19 protein-coding genes and 3 pseudogenes are annotated in these 19,541 nt (G+C 64.6%); 14 read left to right on the top strand and 8 right to left on the bottom strand.

The features are described from left to right. Positions 1-139 precede the first annotated feature (139 nt). Together tnpC and M446_RS35915 are read right to left on the bottom strand one after the other, a co-directional pair. Positions 140-1,395, bottom strand: a pseudogene (tnpC, locus tag M446_RS26940) (IS66 family transposase). 126 nt (positions 1,396-1,521) lie between these two features. Further along, a complete protein-coding gene (locus M446_RS35915; RefSeq protein ID WP_012335261.1) occupies positions 1,522-2,712 on the bottom strand; it encodes an ABC transporter substrate-binding protein in 1,191 nt (396 codons plus the stop codon). A gap of 127 nt (positions 2,713-2,839) precedes the next feature. Between M446_RS35915 and M446_RS34345 the strand changes: the two genes are divergently transcribed. Beyond that, entirely contained in the window at positions 2,840-3,577 is a 738-nt protein-coding gene (locus M446_RS34345; RefSeq protein ID WP_168169175.1) for a GntR family transcriptional regulator, read from the top strand. A 50-nt stretch (positions 3,578-3,627) separates the two neighbouring features. Here the strand turns inward: M446_RS34345 and M446_RS38330 are convergent. Further along, positions 3,628-3,921, bottom strand: a pseudogene (locus M446_RS38330) (IS6 family transposase); the annotation flags it as partial. A gap of 105 nt (positions 3,922-4,026) precedes the next feature. On the opposite strand from M446_RS38330, the gene M446_RS26925 reads away from it, so the two are divergent. The 5 genes from M446_RS26925 (at position 4,027) to M446_RS38325 (ending at position 8,415) form a co-directional block, all read left to right on the top strand. Beyond that, the gene (locus M446_RS26925; RefSeq protein ID WP_265576434.1) at positions 4,027-5,535 is read left to right on the top strand and encodes a cation:proton antiporter; all 1,509 of its coding nucleotides are present in this window, start codon (positions 4,027-4,029) and stop codon (positions 5,533-5,535) included. Between the two features lie 526 nt (positions 5,536-6,061). Continuing rightward, positions 6,062-6,271, top strand: a complete 210-nt coding sequence (locus M446_RS26920) for a hypothetical protein (RefSeq protein ID WP_043701676.1) — start codon at positions 6,062-6,064, stop codon at positions 6,269-6,271. A 567-nt stretch (positions 6,272-6,838) separates the two neighbouring features. Next, positions 6,839-7,015, top strand: coding sequence for a hypothetical protein (locus tag M446_RS26915; protein WP_265576433.1), 177 nt, complete (start codon positions 6,839-6,841; stop codon positions 7,013-7,015). 165 nt (positions 7,016-7,180) lie between these two features. Then, positions 7,181-8,251, top strand: a complete 1,071-nt coding sequence (locus M446_RS26910) for a transporter (protein WP_012335255.1) — start codon at positions 7,181-7,183, stop codon at positions 8,249-8,251. Further along, the gene (locus M446_RS38325) at positions 8,251-8,415 is read left to right on the top strand and encodes a hypothetical protein (protein WP_168169174.1); all 165 of its coding nucleotides are present in this window, start codon (positions 8,251-8,253) and stop codon (positions 8,413-8,415) included. Before M446_RS26910 ends, M446_RS38325 begins: the two co-directional genes overlap by 1 nt. Before the next feature lie 8 nt (positions 8,416-8,423). Here M446_RS38325 and M446_RS26905 read toward each other — a convergent pair whose 3' ends face one another. Both M446_RS26905 and M446_RS39200 read right to left on the bottom strand, forming a co-directional pair. Then, positions 8,424-8,735, bottom strand: a complete 312-nt coding sequence (locus M446_RS26905; RefSeq protein WP_012335254.1) for a PilZ domain-containing protein — start codon at positions 8,733-8,735, stop codon at positions 8,424-8,426. Between the two features lie 127 nt (positions 8,736-8,862). Continuing rightward, positions 8,863-9,663 (bottom strand): hypothetical protein, encoded by an 801-nt coding sequence (locus M446_RS39200; RefSeq protein WP_012335253.1) that lies wholly within the window; start codon positions 9,661-9,663, stop codon positions 8,863-8,865. A gap of 114 nt (positions 9,664-9,777) precedes the next feature. Between M446_RS39200 and M446_RS26890 the strand changes: the two genes are divergently transcribed. Then, positions 9,778-10,248: a MucR family transcriptional regulator gene (locus M446_RS26890; RefSeq protein WP_012335252.1), complete on the top strand. Its 471-nt coding sequence runs from the start codon at positions 9,778-9,780 to the stop codon at positions 10,246-10,248. A 239-nt stretch (positions 10,249-10,487) separates the two neighbouring features. Next, positions 10,488-10,919: a MucR family transcriptional regulator gene (locus M446_RS26885; protein WP_012335251.1), complete on the top strand. Its 432-nt coding sequence runs from the start codon at positions 10,488-10,490 to the stop codon at positions 10,917-10,919. A gap of 8 nt (positions 10,920-10,927) precedes the next feature. On the opposite strand, the gene M446_RS26880 is transcribed toward M446_RS26885, so the two are convergent. After that, positions 10,928-11,125 carry a hypothetical protein gene (locus tag M446_RS26880; RefSeq protein ID WP_265576432.1) on the bottom strand — a complete coding sequence of 66 codons (198 nt, stop codon included), beginning with the start codon at positions 11,123-11,125 and terminating at the stop codon, positions 10,928-10,930. A gap of 756 nt (positions 11,126-11,881) precedes the next feature. Here M446_RS26880 and M446_RS26870 point away from each other — a divergent pair. The 3 genes from M446_RS26870 (at position 11,882) to M446_RS39195 (ending at position 14,331) form a co-directional block, all read left to right on the top strand. Beyond that, positions 11,882-12,904: a lytic transglycosylase domain-containing protein gene (locus tag M446_RS26870; protein ID WP_012335249.1), complete on the top strand. Its 1,023-nt coding sequence runs from the start codon at positions 11,882-11,884 to the stop codon at positions 12,902-12,904. A gap of 296 nt (positions 12,905-13,200) precedes the next feature. After that, on the top strand, positions 13,201-13,965 hold the full coding sequence (locus tag M446_RS26865; protein WP_012335248.1) for a hypothetical protein: 765 nt from the start codon (positions 13,201-13,203) through the stop codon (positions 13,963-13,965). 204 nt (positions 13,966-14,169) lie between these two features. After that, the gene (locus M446_RS39195; protein ID WP_265576680.1) at positions 14,170-14,331 is read left to right on the top strand and encodes a hypothetical protein; all 162 of its coding nucleotides are present in this window, start codon (positions 14,170-14,172) and stop codon (positions 14,329-14,331) included. A gap of 643 nt (positions 14,332-14,974) precedes the next feature. Here the strand turns inward: M446_RS39195 and M446_RS26860 are convergent. Continuing rightward, the gene (locus M446_RS26860) at positions 14,975-15,280 is read right to left on the bottom strand and encodes a hypothetical protein (protein ID WP_150108736.1); all 306 of its coding nucleotides are present in this window, start codon (positions 15,278-15,280) and stop codon (positions 14,975-14,977) included. Positions 15,281-15,444: 164 nt separating this feature from the next. Here M446_RS26860 and M446_RS34340 point away from each other — a divergent pair, with 164 nt between their 5' ends. Beyond that, entirely contained in the window at positions 15,445-16,284 is an 840-nt protein-coding gene (locus M446_RS34340) for a hypothetical protein (RefSeq protein ID WP_012335246.1), read from the top strand. A gap of 231 nt (positions 16,285-16,515) precedes the next feature. On the opposite strand, the gene M446_RS35905 is transcribed toward M446_RS34340, so the two are convergent. Beyond that, positions 16,516-17,727, bottom strand: a complete 1,212-nt coding sequence (locus tag M446_RS35905; protein ID WP_012335245.1) for a PHB depolymerase family esterase — start codon at positions 17,725-17,727, stop codon at positions 16,516-16,518. A gap of 80 nt (positions 17,728-17,807) precedes the next feature. Here M446_RS35905 and M446_RS26850 point away from each other — a divergent pair, with 80 nt between their 5' ends. Together M446_RS26850 and M446_RS26845 are read left to right on the top strand one after the other, a co-directional pair. After that, positions 17,808-17,993: a hypothetical protein gene (locus tag M446_RS26850; protein ID WP_012335244.1), complete on the top strand. Its 186-nt coding sequence runs from the start codon at positions 17,808-17,810 to the stop codon at positions 17,991-17,993. A gap of 259 nt (positions 17,994-18,252) precedes the next feature. Further along, positions 18,253-19,311 (top strand): annotated as a pseudogene (locus M446_RS26845) (IS256 family transposase). Positions 19,312-19,541 lie beyond the last annotated feature (230 nt).

Raw genomic sequence — 19,541 nt, 5'->3', positions numbered from 1 at the left:
AAGAAGAGAGTCTCCCCACAAGAGGAGCGCCCATAGATGCTTTAAATTAGGCGGGGTGACGTGGGCGATCCCGGTTGCTGCCTTCGCACCGATTCGTGTGAGAGCTGGGCAGTAATTACCCACGCCCGTGGCAGCGGGCTCAGGCGCGGATGGTCTTGAGGAGAGTGGCGAAGGTGTCGGCACCCGAGAGGCGAGCGGTGTCGACCGCCGTGCGCACGTCCGCTTCGCCCGGTAGCCGTTCGTCACCTTCCGCTGCACCACTGCCGGGCGCAGGGCTCGCTCACACCCGTTGTTCGTGACCTCCACGCGGCCGGGATGGTCGAGGAAGACCAGGAGCTGATCGCGGGCGCGGCTGATCTTGGCTTGCAGCGCACGGGTCAGATCTCACCGGCTCGGGGCGGACGGGATGTCGGACAGCTGCCGTTCCAGCGCCCGCCGCTTGGCCGAGAGCGTCGAGGCAGCCAAGTCGGTGACGCGCTCGGCCAGGCTGAACACGGACCCGAGCCACAGCTACAGGCGCAACGGCACGGGATCGTCGCTGACCTCGGCCGCGTAGGCGACGTCGCGCGCCAGATGCGCCAGGCAGGTCCGGTGGCGCTCGCCGTGCCCTTGCTGGGCGGTGTAGCGGTCCGACAGCCACACCGCAGGCTGACCACCATCGCGTGCACGACGAAGGCAGCCCGCGTCGGGGCGGCGTGATGTACGACCGCCTCGTCCGAGCGGAAGACCCAGTGGTACGAGTTGCAGCCTTCGATCCGGGCGCCAGTCTCGTCCGAGGCGACCACCGCGGCCCGGCGCAGCGCCGAGACCGCCGGTTCGCGACCGGACCGGAACTGCCGCCGGGCGCGACGGAGCAGGTTCATCAGCCCGCCCTGGCTCAGGGTGAGCCCGAACAGGTCAGCCAGCGCCGCCTCCAGGCGACCGCAGGAGAGGGCCTGGACGGTCTTCAGGTAGGTCGCCACCGCGTGCAACCGCGGGCCGAACGGCGTGCCGCCCACTTCCTTCGGCAGGGGGGGCGACGACCCGAGTTCCGCAGGACGGGCAGCGCACCGCGAGCCGCTGATGCTGGGTGACGAGCGGCGTCACCTCCGGAAGCTCGACCTGCTCGCGCACGCTGACGATCTCGGCCGGCAGGTCCACAGCCAGGGCGCTGCCGCAGCAAGGGCACTGAACCGGGCGATGCGCGACGACCTCGTCGGGATCGGGGCTGAGCGTACGGCTGTGCTCCTCGTGACCGGGCTTGGCACCGCCAGGCTCGGCCTGCTCGCGCCGCTTCTTGCGATCAGTGGAGGGCGGCTTCGAGGAGGTGCGCGAGGTCGTCTCAGGCCGCTGCAGTCGCAGCACCAGCTCGATCAACTCCTCCTTGCTCAAACGCTCAAGATCACTGCGGCCCATCTCACGAGGGAATCAGCGAAATCAGCTTCCGGCAAGAGTCGCGGCGGGCTCCCTCCAGCGGCCTCGCTTGTGGGTCGCGCCGCGCTCGTGCGCACCCCGTGGGTAATCATTCTGGTGAGTGTCGCTTTACTTCCACAAATTGCAGCGACTCTCCTCTTTAGTAAACGCTGCTTGTTCGCCTGGGATAACCTCAATTACCTTGTAGTAATCCCACGGATATTTCGACTCGCTCGGAGACTTGACTTGCATGAGATACATTTCGTGTATCATTCGCCCGTCTGCCCGAATGTGGCCACCCGTTGCGAAGAAATCATTGATCGGCATCTCACGCATCTTAGCGACCACCGCATCTGAATCGCTGCTCCCAGCAGCCTTAACGGCCGACAAATAGTGCCACGCTGCGGAGTAGTCGGCGGCCTGAACAAGAGTCGGCATCTTGGAAGTACGCGCTAAAAATCTCTTGGCCCATGCACGTGTTTTGTCGTTAAGATCCCAATACCAACCGTCCGTCATGTACATGCCCTTTGCGGCATCAAGCCCAAGAGCATGGACATCACTGAGATACATATTCATGGCTACGACTTTCATTTGATCGACGAGGCCAAATTCATCGACAGCCTTGATGGAGTTGATCGTGTCGGTTCCGGCATTCGCCAGTGCTAAGACGTCAGGTCTTGCGGCTTGAGCCTGAAGCAGGTACGACGAGTAATCAGCCGTGCCGAGCGGATGGCGGACAGAGCCGAGGGTCTTTCCACCCTGAGCCTGAACAACATCACGCGTATCCTTCTCGATTGCCGTGCCAAATGCGAAGTCGGCTGTAACGAAATACCAGGATTTTCCGCCTTGCTTGAGGACGGCTGAACCTGTCCCTTTCGAGAGGGCAATTGTGTCGTAGGCGTATTGTACGGTGTACGGCGTGCAGTCCTCATTCGATAGGCGCGACGTGGTTGCACCAATCGGCATGAAAATGCGTTTCTTGTCACGTGAAATCGCGTTGACGGCAAGTGCAACAGACGAGTTCGGGCCTGCTAGCACCATAGTGATACCATCTCGGTCGAACCACTCGCGCGCCTTCGCAGCGCCGATATCCGGCTTGTTCTGGTGATCGGCTGAGAAAAAGGTGATCTTCTGCCCGAGGACCTCCCCGCCAAAATCCTCGATGGCCATCTTCACGGCCTCGGCTCCGCCCGGGCCGTCAGCGTCTGCGAACACGCCGGACATGTCGGTCAGCAGGCCGATCTTAACCGGTGCTTCGCCCGCTCCAGCGCTGGAACATGTGAGACATGCGAGAGCGAAGGTAGCGGCGAAGCGTTGCATTGAGATTTTCTCCCCGGGGTTGGTTGCTTGTCACTCATCCGCATCTGATATGTCAATCGAGGATCAGATGCCACCCTATAACGTGTCAGCGGTGGCTGGCGGTTCGTGACCGCGCTTGGGAGTACGAGTGGTGATTGCGAAGGCTAACGGGCAGGCTTTGGGTGAGGAGAGTTGCCGCGGTGGGACAGCGTCGCCTCACGACAGCGCCGTCGAACCCGCTGCTGCACCTTCACTGCGCGATCAGGCCTACGAGGTGCTTGAAGAGCTCATCACGCTGCGCGTCCTCCCCGCAGGCTCGCTTCTTTCCGAAACATCGCTGAGCAAAAAGCTCGGCTTCGGTCGTACTCCCATACGTGAGGCGCTTCTCCGATTGTCGCTGGAGGGCTTAGTGGTAGTGCTTCCCCGCCGCGGCATCATCGTCGCGGAGATCGACACGCGGACGCAGCTGAAAATCCTGGAAATCAGGGCGGAGCTCGAACGGCTGGTCGTACGTCACGCGGCTCGGCTTGCCGCGCCGGCACAGCGAACGCGAATGCGCGCTCTTGCGGATGAGATTACCGCGACGGCCCATGACGGCGACGGCCGTGCCTTCATGCAGGTGCTTCGAGAGTGTCACGCGATCACAGCTGAGGCGGCAGATAACGAGATTCTCGCTGACATGATTCGTCGGGTGCACGGCCTATCGAGACGGTTCTGGTTCGCTCACTACGAAAAGTACGGCAGTCTCGAGAAGGCTGCTGAGCTGCATGCCGCGCGCTTGATTGCGATGGCCAGAGGCGAGCCAGAGCAGGCGGCGAGCTCATCAGACCATCTCGTGGAGTACCTCGAGAAATTTACTCGATCAACCTTGGGCATCGCGGTTTAAGGAGCAGTTTGATGCCTAACGAATTTCTAGATTTGTCTACTGAGCTTCATCTCTACATCGACCGCCCGCCACGAGTACATACGTCGGCCCTGGATCAAGACCTCCATCTCGTCCAGATCCCACCTGCTGGGCGATCGGAGTCGGAGGCGGCGGAGATTGCGGGCGAACACGAGCCCGAACTTGATCACCCAGCGCCGGACGCTCTCGTAGGTGGTCTCGATGCCGCGCTCGGCCAGGAGCTCCTCCACGTAGCGGTAGCTGAGGGTGAAGCGCAGGTACAGCCAGACAGCGTGGCGGATGATCTCGGGTGGGAACTGGTGGCGAGCGTACGAGATGGGCTGCATGCCCCCTGCCCTACCCCGACCCGAGCCGGCCTGCCACCGCTTCGCGTGACAACGCCACGGTGAGGGTAGAAGCGTCGGGGCGAGTGCGCGGCGGTGGAGCAAAGCTTGAGCAACTACCAATTCGTTGCACTTCTCCTCACCTCAATCGGGCCCGTTCTGGCCCTGGCGCGCATGACGAAGGTGCCAGACTCCATAGTCCTGTTCGGCCTAGGTGTTTTATCGGCCATCCTCCCCGGCCTGCCCGCGACCTCAGTTGATCCGCAATTCGTGCTCAATCTCCTTCTGCCTCCCATCATCTACGCCTCCTCCGTTCGGGTTTCTTGGCACCTCTTACGCTTTACATTCTGGCCAGGTGTTTTGGTTGGTGCGTTTCTTGTCGGGGCGACCACCACCGCAGTTGCTGCCGGAGCCCGCTTCGTCCTGCTACCCGGCCTCTCCTGGACCGGCGCCCTCCTGCTCGGCACTGTCGCGGCGATCTTCGACACCCGCCTGTTCCACGAGGCAAAGGGTCGCCCGGAAGTGCCGCGCGCTATCGCCGATACGCTCAAGGCGCGCGAGCTAACCGGCCGGTTGCTGATCCTCGCGACGTTCACCCTCCTGATCGAGATGGCCCAGGCTGGCGGTTCCACCTCGCCCTGGAACATCGCCGAGCACTATCTCTGGGACCTCCCGGCCGGTGTCGCGCTGGGCTGCACCATTGGCTACGGCATTGCTTGTGCACGCCAGCGAGTTGACCCAGCTCCGGTCGAGATCGCGATCTCCGTCGCGACGCCCTACGGAGCAGCCCTCACTGCCCACGCGCTCGGTCTGTCCGTGGTAGGTGCTATCACGGCTGCGGCCCTCGTCGTCTCGGCGGTGCGCATCGACCGGCGCACGGGCGCCCCGATCTCCTCATCCGAGGCTCGGGTGAGCTCCACGGCCTTTTGGGAGCAGGCGAGCCTCATGATCTCAAGCGCCTTGTTCTTCCTAGCCGGGCGTGCCCTGCCCCAGGCCCTCGAAGGTGTCGAAACCTGGGGCCTCTTGCGTCTCGCCGCAGCAACCGCGGGCGTTCTAGTCCTCGTGCTCACCGTGCAGTTCGTGGCATCGTACCTGGCCGGACACCTACCTCCGATCGCACGCGCCCTTGTGGCCGGAGGCGGCCGATCGGTGCCGTCTGGACGCGATTGCGCCCGAGCCGCCACGGTCATGACATGGTCGTCGACGCGCTCCGTGATTGGCCTCGTGATCGCGCTGTCGATCCCGGCAGCCCTGCCCGACGGCCACCCCTTCCCGGAGCGCAACGTCATCCTCGCGCTCGCGGCCGTGACCATCGTCGCGTCCGTTCTGCTGCAGGGGCTAACGCTCCGCGCCGTGGTCAAGCGGACGGCGCTCGCCGATGAGCGGCAGAGCGAGCACGAGCGGCATCTGGCCCATCGCGCCATCGGCGAGGCCTTGGCCAACCCGGGTCCGCACCAGGTTAATGGGTTCGACGCAGCTCGTTCGGCTCTGGTGCGCCTGCGTGAGGAGGATCGCATCGGCGACGAAGTGCTGGTCGCGATGCTGCGTGAGACCGACTTGATGGCCCGTGCTGAGGAGGGAGATGCCCTGCCCGGAGCTGGTCCTCCTAATCCCTAAAATGCGAAAGGAGAGGCTGCGCCCAACTCACAGACGAACGGCCATGTCACGACGCATCAGAATTCTTGAATTGCGAGAAATCAGGCTTGAGGGCTGGACCCATATGCCGGCTTGGTGCTGAGATTCGATCCGCGAGACCCCGGAAGGTCCGGTGTTGGGTATTGAGCCGCCGTTCCGGCCGCCCTAATCGAAGGTCCGGAACTGGCGCATCTAAGTCGTTGGCTAAACCGTCCACTCGGGAGCCTTCCTCCCTGGGCTTCAGCTTCGCTGCTCACAATCCAATGAAAGCTTGAAGTTTAATGGCAGGACGGCTGATTTGATGCACTCATATGGGCAAGTTGGTCGTTGTCGTGCTCCAGCCCTACTGACCCCTTGATCCTAACCTCATCATGGACGGCTCCAGACAATGAAAACCAGCGGCCTCACCCTGGCACAGCGATGCCGTAGCGGCCGACGCACAGCGTACCGCGGAACGGGGCACTCAATCCGCCGTCTGTCACGACAGCGTTTCTGTGTCCAAGGTTCGGTGAACACGTTCACGGTCACGATCCAGACCGCGGCCGGCCCGCTCTCGGTCGGACGCGAAACTGCCGAAGCCGCGCTGGAGAGCGGGCGTGTCCTCGATCGCGAGGGCGTTACTCAGGTCTTCATCGCCCCGCCGGGCGGCGAGCCGATGCCGCTGGCGGCCTTCTCGACTTCACTCGCGGCCGATCAACCGGACTGGGATCCGGCCTGACAGCTCGGCCGCCGCGTCCAGACGCGCGAACGCTCGGCGGAAGGTTAGCCCTTGGGGGCTTGCCGTCCCAGAACCCCGTCGTGGCCTATGCACGGGCCGGCAGCGCCCTTCGGCAAGCTGCCGAGGCCCCCCCCGCCTCTGGATTCGCCAAGGCCGCCTGCGGGGCTCCTGTTCGCCACCGGCGCCTTTCCCTCGCCGAAGCCGCGGGCCCGGACGCGCTCCGCCTCGTCCTCGACTGGTTCCGGGCGCTCGACCCTGCCAGGGCCGAGGCCCGTACCGCGACCCTCGTCGAAGCATGGACCGGCCTCGCTGGCTGGCATGAGGAGCCCCGATAGTGGGTCCTTTTGGGCGCCTCTCAATTGGCAGCGCTTGCTTTCATGTTGCACAGCAACAAACACTGGAATTGTAAAAAACTGCTTGATACCAATATGATCGAAGTCAAGCCTAGCAATGAGAGACCGGAATCTCTCGCCCAACGAGGCGGGGCATCAAATGACATGTCGTTGCGCTTGCTCGCGATCATGCGACGAGAATGAAAATCCTACGCTCGATTATCGAGCGTACTTGATGAACATGGACAATCACATTACCGGCGTTGAGCTAATAGACGCACAAGATAACGTTGAGGCGATGTTCAAGGCGCGCGCCTTCACCGCCAACTCTGCCGTGGTGATTTGGGACCGCGCGCGCCGCGTGATCCGACTTCGACAGCGGTTCGGCAGGGTCAACACCTCGGCCATCTAACTCTGGTACGTCAGCACACCCGGCCTGCACCGGCCAGAATACGACCGGAGGATCCACGGGTGCGCCTAACCCGCAGCTCGCGAGTCGTCAGTTGAGGCAGAAGTGCGGAGCGTTCGGCGTCGCTGGAAAGGGTATCGTGGCCCTCCTAGATCGAGGCCAGTTGTGATGAGCCGGTTCACATCGCCGTCCCATGCCGAGGCCAGCTCGGTCGGATCCGCTCGAGGGGAGTCTCTCCTGAATGGTCTGCTCTGGGCCATGCGCTTCGACGAGGCGGGACGTGGTCACCTCGTTGACCCCCAAGAGGACCTCTCAGACCTCGGTGGTTTCGGGCAGGGCTTCCTCTGGCTCCACTTCGATCTCACCACGGCCCACCTCGACGCGGTATTCAGGGATGGGCAACTCGGTCCGCCACGGCTCGCGACCTGCGTCTTCAGCACCGACGAGCACCAGCGCGTGACCGTCGAGGGTAATCACATCGGCGGTGTGGTCGCTGACCTCACCCGGGACGAGGAGAGCGAGGCTGACGCGGGCGCAGATGGGGCCACCGGCCGGCTGCACTTCGTCCTCGGCCCGCGCCTGCTGGTCAGCGGCCGGCGTGAACGGGTGGAGAGCCCGGATGCCGCCCGCGCCGCTGCGACGGAGGGCGCACGGTTCGCTTCACCGATCCTCCTGCTCGAGCGACTGATCGGGTACGTGATTGCCTCGATCGCCGCCTCGGGATCCAAGCTCGCGGACGAGGTGGACGCGATCGAGGACCACATCCTCGAGGAGCGCGTGCGGGGCGACCGTCGACGGCTTGGCCCCATACGCCGAGACGCCGTGCGCCTGCACCGGCAACTGCTCGGCCTGCGCGCGGTGTTCCATCGGTTGGAGGAGGATGGCAACACTGAACAGCTGCCCGATCTCGCCGTCATGACGGCCGCCCGGATCGCGCAGCGGCTCGACGCCCTCGACCGTGATATGAACCTGATCGCGGAGCGGAGCCGCCTGCTGCAGGAGGAGTTGTCGGCTCGCCTGGCGGAGCAGTCGAACCGGCAACTTTACACCCTGTCGATCCTGACGGCGTTGTTCCTTCCTCCGACGCTGATCACAGGGGTATTCGGCATCAACACCAAGGGTCTGCCGTTTGCTGAAAACGAGCACGGCTCCTGGATCGTGATTGGGTTGGCGCTGCTGTCGGCCGTACTCGCGTATGGCGCCATCCGGGTTCTGGGCATTCGTGCGCCGCGTGAGTAGTGCGCCTCGGGATCTGCGCGACCGCCTCCGACGTCGAGGTGCTGGCGACGGTGCCCGACACGCCCGAGGGCGTCGCCATCCTCGACTTCGTGGCGGCGGCCACCCTGCGCGCCCTCAGCCTCGCCGAGCTTGAGGCTGCGGCTCGCGGTGGGGACGCTGCATGACCGACCTGTCAGTCGATGGCTGCAGGCGGAACGATGTAGCCGTTTGCGTCGACGGCGATGATGCGCGGTTCGCGCGCGGGCGCCGTGAAAGCCACCCCGGCCTCGTCGCGCCGTCGCCATGTCAGGCGGACGCGCCGCGTCCGCTTCTCTCGCTTGAACGTCAGATCGAACTCGCGCGGGAGAAAGAGCGTCCCATTCACGATCAGCTTTGCACCATCGCGAGACCTGTTCGGGATCAGGCAGTCGACGGTAAGATCGTTGAAGGCGATACTCCCCCCCAGGAAGGTCCGATCGCGCGGAGCATTTCGGCGCTCTTGCATGTGTTTCTACCTCGTTTCGAGATAGGGGCGTCGGCCTCCTCACCGTTGCGCAACCGCGGTGCCACCGGCGCACTCAGCCGCTACCTGAAGAGAAGGCTGCTGTTCCTCGACTACCAAGCCGAGGGTCTCACCGCGTCCGGTTCGTCGAAACCGCCGGGCCGTTCTCCATGCAGGTGGCCACCGTTCCCGGCTGGCGAGAGGAGCCCCGATGAGCAGTACCGCCAACCCAGCAGCTGCATACTAGGCCGCCGTGCACGACCTGCTCGCCCTGGTCGAGGCGATCGCCGCGCGTCCCGGTCGGGGAGCCGTGCATGGTGATGTACAGGTGGCCCGTGCCGGAGCCGGCCGAGGCCCCGGCCGCGTTGCAGTGCCGGCCCATCATCTCGTCGCCGATGCGGCGCGCCGCGGCGCGGCCGGGCGGCCCGCTCTTGAAGTCGTTCACGACCTCGTCGTCGCGCAGCCGCGAGTAGCCGCCCGACTTGGACCTGAACTGCGCGATCCCGAACGCCCCCGAGCGCGGGTGCACCGAGGTTGGGCCGCTGCGGGCCTCCACGGCCGACCAGCGCGCCACCAGGGCCTTCGTGCCCAGCTCCGAGAGCCGCCCTTCACCAGCACGTAGACGGCGTGCTGGTGATGCTCCGCCGTCCACCAGCCGCCGATGCCTGCATTGCGCCGGAGCCGCGTGAGAGCGCCGCCCAGGGTAGGCGCGGAGCCGCCGCTGTCTCCGCCTCGCGCCGGCCCCTGGAACGCCGCCGACCTTCTCGACGGCGCGACCGACCTCGGTCCAGTCCTGCTTGAACGAATGGACGGAGTCGTCCTTGGCGATGCGCATGAGCGCGCCCTGGAGCTTCGCGAGCGGCGCCGAGAACTGGTCGTCGACGCCGATCCGAAATCGCAGGCTCTCGTCAGTCACCTCCTGATCGCCCATGTTGCGAATGGTCTCCCATCTAGAACTAATCTCTTATAGGCGCGCCCGAGTAAGGTATTGACTTGGCCTGAAATGAATTTATTAAAGATTATGATCTCATCTTGGAGGACTCTAGTGCAAGCAGGTCAAGATAATAACACGAACGTCAACGACGGAAACGCCGTTTCTTCTGACGCAGTATCCATAAAATTGGTTGCCGATATTGTGGCAGCTTACGTCTCAAATAACATGGTTCGACCAGACGATCTGCCGAGCCTGATCGCTGCCGTCGGCGCAACTCTGGGTGATCTCGGAAAGTCTGCCGCGCCTCCGGCCGAGGAGAAGCCGAAGGCCACCCCGACCCAGATCCGCAAGTCGATCACGCCGGACGCTCTGATCAGCTTCATCGATGCGAAGCCGTACAAGTCCATGAAGCGGCATCTCACCAAGAACGGTCTGACGCCTGATGAGTATCGGCAGATGTATGGCTTGCCGCGGGACTACCCTATGGTGGCGCCAAACTACGCGGCCCAGCGCTCCGAACTTGCCAAGAGCATGGGCCTCGGGGCCCTCCGTCGAGGAGGCGCAAAGGGTAAGCCCAAGTAGTTCGTGCACCTCATACGCCCGCTCCGCCCGCTCACGCGAGCACGGGAGGAGGCGGGCGGCCGAGTGCTGGCCGCCCGCCTCTCCACATACCAAAACAAGTCCAAAGATAGGGACAGAACATAGCGGCTACATGCCGTAATCGTGAGGCAACAATTGCCGTTTCTGCTTGACTTTGCCAGCTCAATTGCCGATCCAGCGCCGCTTCATGTCATTCGAAGCTGTAACAAAGATGGCGAAAGATGGCCGAGATGAGAGAAAACGCCCCCGAGACTGACACGGTCGAACTGACCGCTGCAATCATCGCCGCGTACGTGTCGAAGAACGCGACCCCGGTGGGCGACCTGCCAGGGCTGATCGCCTCCGTGCACGACGCGCTGAACCAGCTCTCCGCGCCGCCGGCCGAGGAGCCCGCGCCGCTGACCCCCCTAATGCCGATCAAGAAGACGGTCACGCCGGACTACATCGTCAGCCTGGAGGACGGTCGGCAGTACAAGTCCCTGAAGCGGCACCTTGGCACGCGCGGCCTGACCCCGGATGAGTATCGCCGCAAGTGGGGCCTGCCGCCCGACTACCCGATGGTGGCGGCGAACTACGCCGCGAAGCGCTCCGAACTCGCCAAGGCGAGCGGCCTCGGCCAGGGCCGCGGCGGCAAGGCCAGGACGGCGGGGTAGCGACGCGCCTACTCGTCGCCGGCCGCGTCGTCCCCGTCCGGGGCGGTCGGCCGGATCGGTGACATGACGGTGACCTCGACCCCGTCCAGCTCGGCGAGGATGTCGATCATCTCGGCCCGGATGAGGGCGGCGACCTCGGCCGCGGTCCTCATCGTGACGGCCCGTGAGGCGGCCTTCGCGGGCAGGCCGAGCAACCGGGAGCGCATCGCGCTGACCGCTGCGCCCCACGTTGCCTCGACGTCGTCGGCGGGGGGGCGTGTCGCAAACGCGGATGGGTCCGCGTTCACCGGTCGTTAGGCACACCACGACCAGCTTGCCGCTCCGCTCCGGAGCCGGCCCATGATCCTCAACGTCCTCGCCCACACGCTGAAACGCCAAGCCCGTGGCGCCTCCAAGGGCGGCCACTTCGAGATCAGCCTCATCGTCCAGGCTGTGTCGCGATAAAGAACTCTGATTCCGTCGAGACCGCGCGCGACGGTCTCGATGATGATCTCGGCCTTCTCTGTTCCTAGAGCGTGTTACGCACCGACGCTAGACCATTGACCAGCAACGAACTTTCTGCGCAGCGTCCCATTGAATTGGTGAGCAATCACTAGCACTTAGGTCCAAGTCCGTAACACGCTCTAGGCGCTGCGCCGGCTGACCCGCGACAGGAAGGGAAACCACCACGAGCGTGGCGATGGCGAAAACGACAGACCGCATCACGGCGTTTCTCCGGCCGGCACCTCAATCTTCAACGCGGCAGCTCTGGTGGGGATCATGCCGCTGGGCTCGGGGGAGTGGTGCTTCGTCCGATGTTCCGGCGATCTGCTCGGCTCTACTCCCATGTGCGCAGGCGAGCATGATCCACTGGCAGCGGGCCCTCTGCCGGTGTTCTGATGATCGCAGGGGCCAGGTATCGCATCGCCTCAGGCGTCGGGTTCGATGTTGAACTCCGGCCTGCAGCAGCTAGAACCGGCTGCGTGATCGAGAAGCTTGCGCGCGTACTTCTGGCCGGCGTGATCGGGGCCTCGCTGGTCGCGGCACCAGTGCAATCCGCTCCGAGTACGGCCACGATGGAGACGGTCGGGCAGGCGCTCTGCCGGATCATCGAGAGCTCCGCCAGGGCCAGAGGGCTGCCGGTGCCCTTTCTCACGCGCCTGATCTGGAGAGAGAGCGGCTTCCGGGTTGGCGCCACTAGTTCCGCCGGGGCGCAGGGTGTGGCGCAGTTCATGCCCGGCACCTCGCGCGAGCGCGGCCTCTCTGACCCCTTTGACCCGGAGCAGGCCATCCCGCACGCGGCGCATCTCCTGGCCGATCTGCGCAAGCGGTTCGGCAACCTTGGCCTCGCTGCCGCCGCCTACAACGGCGGCCCGACCCGTGTGGCCAACTGGCTTGTCGGCTCGGGCAACCTGCCCGCCGAGACGCGGGCCTACGTCCACGCAGTCACCGGCAGAGCAGCGGAGGAGTGGCGCCCTCCGGCAATGGCGAGACCGGATACGCTCACTGGCGAGATATCTGGCGCGATCTCTCCCGGGGAGGTGGGCAACACTCGCGCGGTGGGCAAGGCAGCGGAGACTGGCGAGGCGAAGCACGCCGCCCCCTCAACCCCTCTGGCGGCAGCCGGGCGGGGAGCGGAGACGGCTCTGAGCTGCGCACAAATCACCGCGGGGCTGCGTGTCCCGTCACGCCCCGAGCGTTCCTCGCCCCTTACTCCTGAGCCCATTGTCGTCCCGCCAGCGCCACCGCCGTGGGGTCCCTGGGGCGTTCAGCTGGCCGGCAACTTCTCCAAGGAGCAAGCCCTCGAGAGCTTTGCGCGCACGCGTTCCGCCTATGCCAAGGTGATCGGGGAGGCTCGCCCGATGATCATCGGAACGCGCCTGCTGAGCCGGGGCGGTGGGGCGTTCTACCGGGTCCGCATGCCGGCCCAGAGCCAAGCGGAAGCGGCCGCACTCTGCGGGAAGATCCGTGCAGCCGGCGGTGCCTGCGTGGTCCTGAAAACTTGACGAGCGGTAGGCCCCCAATTGGAAAGATTGACGCTGCCCCACGTCACACTCACGAGCCCCCGTTGTTCAGGGGCCGCCCGCTACCCGGGAATTGTTCGTCCCTCGTTTAGCGTGCACAGCTTCGGGATGATCTCCCGCAGTTCCTGCTTCGGCTCGTGGATGGGCTCCTCACACCCATGAAGCGCACAGCCGATGGTGTGGAGCAAGCCGGGCCGTCGTTCGCTCGGAACGGGATCGGCCAACCTCCGTTTAGGCCGCACCGGCCCGCTGCCTGCGTGGGCTGAGCGGAGACGCCGATGCTGTTCCGTACCCTCCCCCTCCGCCGCGTGCTCGTCGCACTCACCTCCGGGTGCCTCGTGCTCGCGATGGCCGCCCACGTCCGGGCCGGCGAGGAGGAAGGGTTCGGCTTGCTGTTCCACAACCTCTCTGGGGCCGGGCCGGCGCCGCAGCCCGAGCCCGTGCCGGTTGTGCAGCCCCTGCTCAACTACGGGTCCGGAGCGGAACGCTACCCCGCCCACCGACGCCGGGCTTGGCGACAGTCCACCCGCCGCGAGTGGCTCAGAGAGCCGCGCGCGCAGATCCGGCCCAAGCAGAAGGTGCGCTACGCCGCCTTGCCCCGGCCCGAGCAGGTGCGGGAGAAGGTGGAGAAGCCCGCGCCCAAGCCGAAGCTGGCCGACAACGCCGCTCTCACCCTGGCCAAGGCCGGCGATCCCGGAGCCGCCCTGCTGAGGGATGCCACGCTGCGGCGCGGGGACATCGTGATCACCGCCCAGGGACCGAGGGTGTTCACCGGGAAAGGCGGCGACCAGCACCGGGTCGGCGACTTCGAGGACGCCGGGCGCTCCTCCAGCCTGGATCGCAGGACCCGCAAGCTGCTCGCCGCCATGGTCGCGCCCGCAGGCGCGCTTCTGGCCGAGGAGGCGCGCCGCTCCTTGGCCAAGCTGCGCAGGGTGCCGGCTGGTGCGCCGGAGGCGTCCCAGGTTCAGGCGCAACTGACCGAGCCCGTGGTGCGGGTGGTCTACCCGGGAGCCGTGCTGAACGCTGCTGGCCGCGCGCGCTAGGCGGGCGGGGGATGGTCCGGGCTCAGACGGCGCTGCCGCGAGCAACCGAACGCTTGGGCCCCGGTCCTGCCGCTGGTCGCCAGCAAAGAGAACGAGATCCTGGGCGTCAAGCTCACCGCCTAGCATTACAGTTGCATGTCGATGCGCCTATCTTACGGGTTTCGGACGGAGAGCCTGATGCCCTGAGCCTCGTTGGAGACCACGTTGGAGCTGTGGTCGGCGTCGCTGCGCGAGGCCAAGCAGCGCATGCGACCGCTGTTTGCCGCTTCCAGCATCGCTGCCTCGGCCAATGCCTTTTGGACGGCTGACGAGCCGGATCGGCCGCTCGGGCCAGTTGCGACCCTGGCCGAGGGCGACGCTCGGTAATCCGGCCACGATGCCGCCCGCCGAGGCGGCGATCCAGCCGCGACGCGTCAATCCCTTCATCAGTTCCTCCCTGCCCAATGATCCGGGCCGAATGCTGAGCGTCCGTACAGAGGGGCCGAAAGGCTCCTCCGTCACATCCCATCCTGGTCTGACGCAGGTTCGTGAGCTGGCCGTGCCACTTGTCCTCCTCGTACAAGTCTCGGTCTATCGGTACTCGTCGAGTAGGGAACGTCCACCGGGCGTAATCCGAATGCGAGCTGGCTTCTCACACACTCGGGCGACCGCCCCGCCACTGACCAAGGCGTTCAGAGCGTCTGTCAGAGCCCGGAACGGCAGCCGCGGTCGTGCCGCAGCCTCCAAATCCTTGAACGGAACACCCGCGTCGCCGTGCTGGTGATCAAGAGCTTCAAGGATCTCGAGGACTGCGATGCTCTGCAGCGAGTCTGGTCGTGGCGCTCGTGGCCGCATCGTCACCTCTTCCCCGTGAAGGCGGGAGCCTAACAGATCTCCGCCGTCCGCATCCTCGCAACGTGAAGGATTTCGGGCGACAGTCAGTGGCCAGCGTACGAGGTGAACTGTTCGACCTCAGTCCTACCCTGCGCAGAGCGCGCATGCGAGTGCTTCCCGTGATAGCGCCTCGTTGTCATTCCTCCGCCCGCAAAATCTCAACCAGCGGTGGGCTTCGAAGGATGTCGCTGAATGAGCGCATCCATTCACCCGTCTCACTCGCCGAGCCCACACCGCCTCGGCGGAACTGATCGAGTTGATCGAGGCTGGTGAGCTCAATTTCGAACTGCAGGGCCGGGCAGTTTTGGCCACGTGTGAGTGGGATGAGAAGACGAGCTTTCAGGCCGCTCGTCCGCGCTGCCTCGATTTCACGTCGGATGTGCTCGATAGCCTGCTGCCGGTCGGTCGGTAGAACATCGTAGGAGAACCGAGCCAGGAACATCGTAGCCTCCGTCCTGAGCGAACGCACAGCCATATGTGGTGCCAAGATCGTGAGGCCAGTGTTCGCGGATCGTGCTGTGAAAACAACCCGAAGCCGCCCCATGGCACGAACTGGGCAGCGCCACTGCCTAGCCAGGCACGCTGGGCGATGGCACAAAGCTCTGCATGGTCGCGATCATCAGTCCGCCCGCCTGGTCGCTGCTGACCCGGTCGAGCATCAATGCGCTCCTGGATCGGCCTGGCGGGAGCCCGCCCTCGGCGATCACGATCCGTCCTGACCCGAATAGCGCAAGTTTGCTGGACCTGCCGCTGATCGCGACCACCCGCATGATGCTGGAGCGTGCGCAGGTTCTCGGAGGTCTGACCCTCACGGCCACAGGCGCGCTCTCGCGGGCCGACACACGGGCGATCTTCGATGCCATAACCTGGCCGGGCTACGACAAGGCCGACGTGCTGATCATGAACAAGGTGCTCAACGAAGCCGACGTGATGCCGGTCGAGATCACTCGCCTGACCGCCCAGACCGCCAAGCTGCTGCGCAAACGAGAGAAGCGGCTGTTGGCGAGCAAGATGGGTCAGATCCTCGCCCGTGAGGATCAGGCCAGCGAGCTGTTCCGGGTGCTATTCGCGACCGTGTTCTGGCGCATCAACCTCGGCTACTTCGATCGAGTGCCTGTAGAAGCTTGGCCGCAGAACCACATCGGTCTCGTACTGTGGTGCCTGTCAGTGGCTGCACAGGGCTGGTTCGTCCGTGAGGATTTGATGCGCACCTGCACGGTGTGGTATCCCGAGCTGGACACAGGCCCGACGGATTACGCCGGCTTCGCTTTCGAGAGCCGGGTGCTACGCCCGCTGACCTGGTTCGGCCTGATGGAGACGCGGCTTGCGGGTGACGCGAGGCAGCCCTCGTGGCGTGGAGACCGGCAGTACCGGAAGGCGGCGCAGTTCGAGCAGGTGCTCCAGTTTGACGTTCAGATCGACAAGCCTTCTGGGCCTGCACACTGACGCCTCCGCAGCAATAGCGCGCAGCTAAAATTGTTAGCCAGATCGTCGAAGTCGAGGGTAAAATGATGCGTTCGGGAAGCAACGCACTCCGAACGCATCAACAAAAAGATTTATGAATGAAATATTGCGAATAGGATAACTCAAATACAATTTACTAACTTCATTAAAGCAGCAGTTTCCGGTAATACTATATATTCACTTACAGCCTGAAAACAATCTGAGCATGCGCATCTAGTTTGCTTGCGATGCGGTTGCGGCTGTGATAATAGCCCTAAGTACCTGCATCTGCGGAGCTTCTGAGGTGAGATACCGACCTTGCTGAGAGGAGGTATCGAGGTAGCCCCACCAATCCCAGCAACCATTCGGATTGGGCTCAGCCCAGGCCGCGTCGAGCGACGGGTCGACAGCCGGCGAACGGCACACAGTCCCTGCGACCGGCTCACCTGGCGCGATCGCCGGGTAAACAACTATGACTTTGTAGCGCTCCGCCCAGTTGTTGTAGCCGGCCTTCGATGCGAAGACCCTCGCATCCTGCTTGCAGCCGTGCAGTGCCACGTGCACTCGACAGGCGCTTCCGACAGCACGGCAGGATGGAGGGACGTAGATGTAGCCCTTCTCCGCCATATCAAAATTCTGCCGTCGTGCGCTGCTGGCCGGCCACCAGAACCAAAACGGATTGTAGTAGTCGTCCGCCACGGAAACGCCTCGGGCCTTGGCCTGCTCGATGAAGCGCTTCTGATCGAATGACCACAACTCTGCCTCGGGAACATCACCTGCTCGGTCGCTCGGGTTGTACGCAGAGCCTTCTCCGAACAGCGTCTGAAACATCTTTCCCGCGTTATCCTCCGCACCGCAGTGCCGGACATAGCTGGTTTCCGTGCCGTCGAAGGCGCAGGTGTCGCTGCCGCCGGGTGCGATGATGCCGTGGCCGGCTCGATCACTCCCATCGACGGCATTGCCGCGGTCGACCTCGGGAGCGGTGCCGATGAAGGCTGTTAGGAAGGTTGCGTCCGCCTCCCCTGAGCGCGATGAGACCGTCTCATCAGCAGGGCTCTGGAACACCCATGCACGCCTCAGTGACTGGGGCCTGCCCAAGGTGAGTTTGTCGATTGCGCCTCTGGCGGCCAGCTGACGCGCGGTGTTGATCGTTGGGGTGAGCGCGGCCCGGCCACACATGCAGTCATTGATCGCCCGTGACACGCTCCCGCCGGCGCACCCCCACTGCGGTCCGGCGACGGCGCCCACGGCCGTCACCGAAGCGGAATGAGCCACGGCGTACTGTACGGCCATGGCAGCGCCTGACGACAGGCCCGAGATGCTGACCTGGTTCGGGTCGCCACCCCGCTTGAGCCCGCGGCCGTCGTCAGCCAGCGCGGCGGTCACCAAGCAAAGGAGGGCGGCACAGCGGGCGAGGCGCGGGGAGAGGTCAGCGGCAACCGGCATCGGCTTGCTCCTGCAGGTCCTGCCCGCGGGAGGCCGAACCGCTTCACCACTCTTCAACCGGAGATCGCTACAATGACATCATGCTCAGCCTCTCGCCACCGCGCATTCTGACCTTCTTGCTGTCCCTCGTGCTGATCGGGCTTGCCATTGCAAGCCTGTACATGCGCATTCCAACAATCGGCCCAACGGTGATGAAGTACCGGACTTGGTTCTTCATCGGCGCGTACGCTGTGCTTGCGCTCGGCGTTGTCTCGAGAAGCTTGTAAACTCTTGCCGGCTGTTCTCGTTCGCGATGTGCCGGCCTGTGTTTGCAAGTTTGTTGCGGCACGGCGTAGCTCAGCCTGAAAGGGCCTCGAGCAGAGCTATGCGGGAGAATGGGTGACGCGCTTGGCATGAAGGCGGCGTATCGAGGCGGGGTGTCGAAGCCTGCCAGGACCTCTCAGCGAGAGCGGATACGCCTATGAGCATTCTACCAACGTCGTCCGCCTTCGTCAGCCTGAGGAGATCGACGATCCCCTGACGGAGGTGCTGCGGGCCGGCGCCTGCCACCTGCTTGCCCAGGCCGTCGAACTGGAGGCTGAAGCCTTCCTCATCGCCATCCAGGACCTGCGGCTGCCGGACGGACGCGCTCGCTTGGTGCGCCACGGGCACGGCCCGGAACGCGAGATCCAGACCGGAATCGGCTCGGTGTCGGTCGCGCGGGTGCGCATCCGTGACCGCGGCGCGACCAGCTCTGAGGAGCGGATCCGCTTCTCTTCGACGATCTTGCCGAAGTGGGCGCGGCGCACGCGTAGCCTGGATGCTCTCCTGCCGGTCCTCTACCTGCGCGAGATCTCGACCGGCGACTTCCAGGAGGCACTCGCCGCCCTCCTGGGCAAGGACGCCCCGAACCTGTCGCCGGCTGTCATCACCCGGCTGACCGCGACTTGGGCGGACGAGTACGCCCGCTGGCAAGCCCGTGACCTCGCGGCCCGCCACTCCGTCTACGTCTGGGCGGACGGCGTCTACTGCAGGCCAGGATGGAGGAGCGGGCCGAGTGCATGCTGGTGCTGATCGGCGCCACGCCCGAGGGCAAGAAGGAGTTGGTCGGCTTCAGGTCGGGGGCGGGAGAGTGCCCAGAGCTGGCGGGAACTGCTGGTGGATGTGAAGCGGCGGGGGCTCAGCCTCGCGCCCGAGATCGCAGCGGGTGACGGAGCGCTGGGCTTCTGGACGGCCCTCGACGAGGTCTTCCCCGGCACGTGTCATCAGCGCTGTTGGCTGCACAAGTCGGCCAACGTCTTGAACAAGGTGCCGAAATCCGTTCAGCGAACGATGAAAGCTGATTTGCGCGAGATCCACAGCGCGCCCATCCGAGCCAAGTCCAAGGTCTCACATGAGGTCTTCGTCGAGAAATATGGAGCCAAATACGCCCGAGCAGTGGAGTGTCTGACGAAGGATCGCGAAGCCCTGCTGGCCTTCTACGCCATGCCCGCTGAGCACTGGGATCATCTTCGGACCACGAACCCGATTGAGAGTGTGTTCGCCACGGTCCGGCACCGCACGGTGCGCACCAAGGGCGCGCTCTCGCCCCGACCGCCAAGCTGATGGTGTTCAAGCTGGTGATGGCGGCCTCAAAAACTTGGCGGCGGCTTAAGGGCGAGAACCAGTTGCCGAAGGTTGTGGCGGGTGTCACCTTCCGAGATGGGACCGAGGTCACTGCGAGCCCAGATCACCGCGCCGCCTGACCGCCGCCGTCACCCAGTTTCCTGTTTAGCTCTCTAAGCCGCGCGATCGGCTGGCGCCGTCGCTCCAGTTTCCCCGGTCTCGCCCGCTCC

The organism is Methylobacterium sp. 4-46 (assembly GCF_000019365.1).
Taxonomy (GTDB): Bacteria; Pseudomonadota; Alphaproteobacteria; order Rhizobiales; family Beijerinckiaceae; genus Methylobacterium.
The sequence above is the reverse complement of the archived record's forward strand: the minus strand, read 5'-3'. Positions and strand labels throughout refer to the sequence as shown.

Bases quoted from the DNA above. Each gene is read 5' to 3' on its own strand.
- M446_RS35915 (WP_012335261.1), bottom strand. From the start codon at position 2,712: ATGCAACGCTTCGCCGCTACCTTCGCTCTCGCATGTCTCACATGTTCC.
- M446_RS26915 (WP_265576433.1), top strand. From the start codon at position 6,839: ATGAACATGGACAATCACATTACCGGCGTTGAGCTAATAGACGCACAA.
- M446_RS26910 (WP_012335255.1), top strand. From the start codon at position 7,181: ATGAGCCGGTTCACATCGCCGTCCCATGCCGAGGCCAGCTCGGTCGGA.
- M446_RS26905 (WP_012335254.1), bottom strand. From the start codon at position 8,735: ATGCAAGAGCGCCGAAATGCTCCGCGCGATCGGACCTTCCTGGGGGGG.
- M446_RS39200 (WP_012335253.1), bottom strand. From the start codon at position 9,663: ATGGGCGATCAGGAGGTGACTGACGAGAGCCTGCGATTTCGGATCGGC.
- M446_RS26885 (WP_012335251.1), top strand. From the start codon at position 10,488: ATGGCCGAGATGAGAGAAAACGCCCCCGAGACTGACACGGTCGAACTG.
- M446_RS26880 (WP_265576432.1), bottom strand. From the start codon at position 11,125: ATGCGCTCCCGGTTGCTCGGCCTGCCCGCGAAGGCCGCCTCACGGGCC.
- M446_RS26865 (WP_012335248.1), top strand. From the start codon at position 13,201: ATGCTGTTCCGTACCCTCCCCCTCCGCCGCGTGCTCGTCGCACTCACC.
- M446_RS26860 (WP_150108736.1), bottom strand. From the start codon at position 15,280: ATGTTCCTGGCTCGGTTCTCCTACGATGTTCTACCGACCGACCGGCAG.
- M446_RS34340 (WP_012335246.1), top strand. From the start codon at position 15,445: ATGGTCGCGATCATCAGTCCGCCCGCCTGGTCGCTGCTGACCCGGTCG.
- M446_RS35905 (WP_012335245.1), bottom strand. From the start codon at position 17,727: ATGCCGGTTGCCGCTGACCTCTCCCCGCGCCTCGCCCGCTGTGCCGCC.
- M446_RS26850 (WP_012335244.1), top strand. From the start codon at position 17,808: ATGCTCAGCCTCTCGCCACCGCGCATTCTGACCTTCTTGCTGTCCCTC.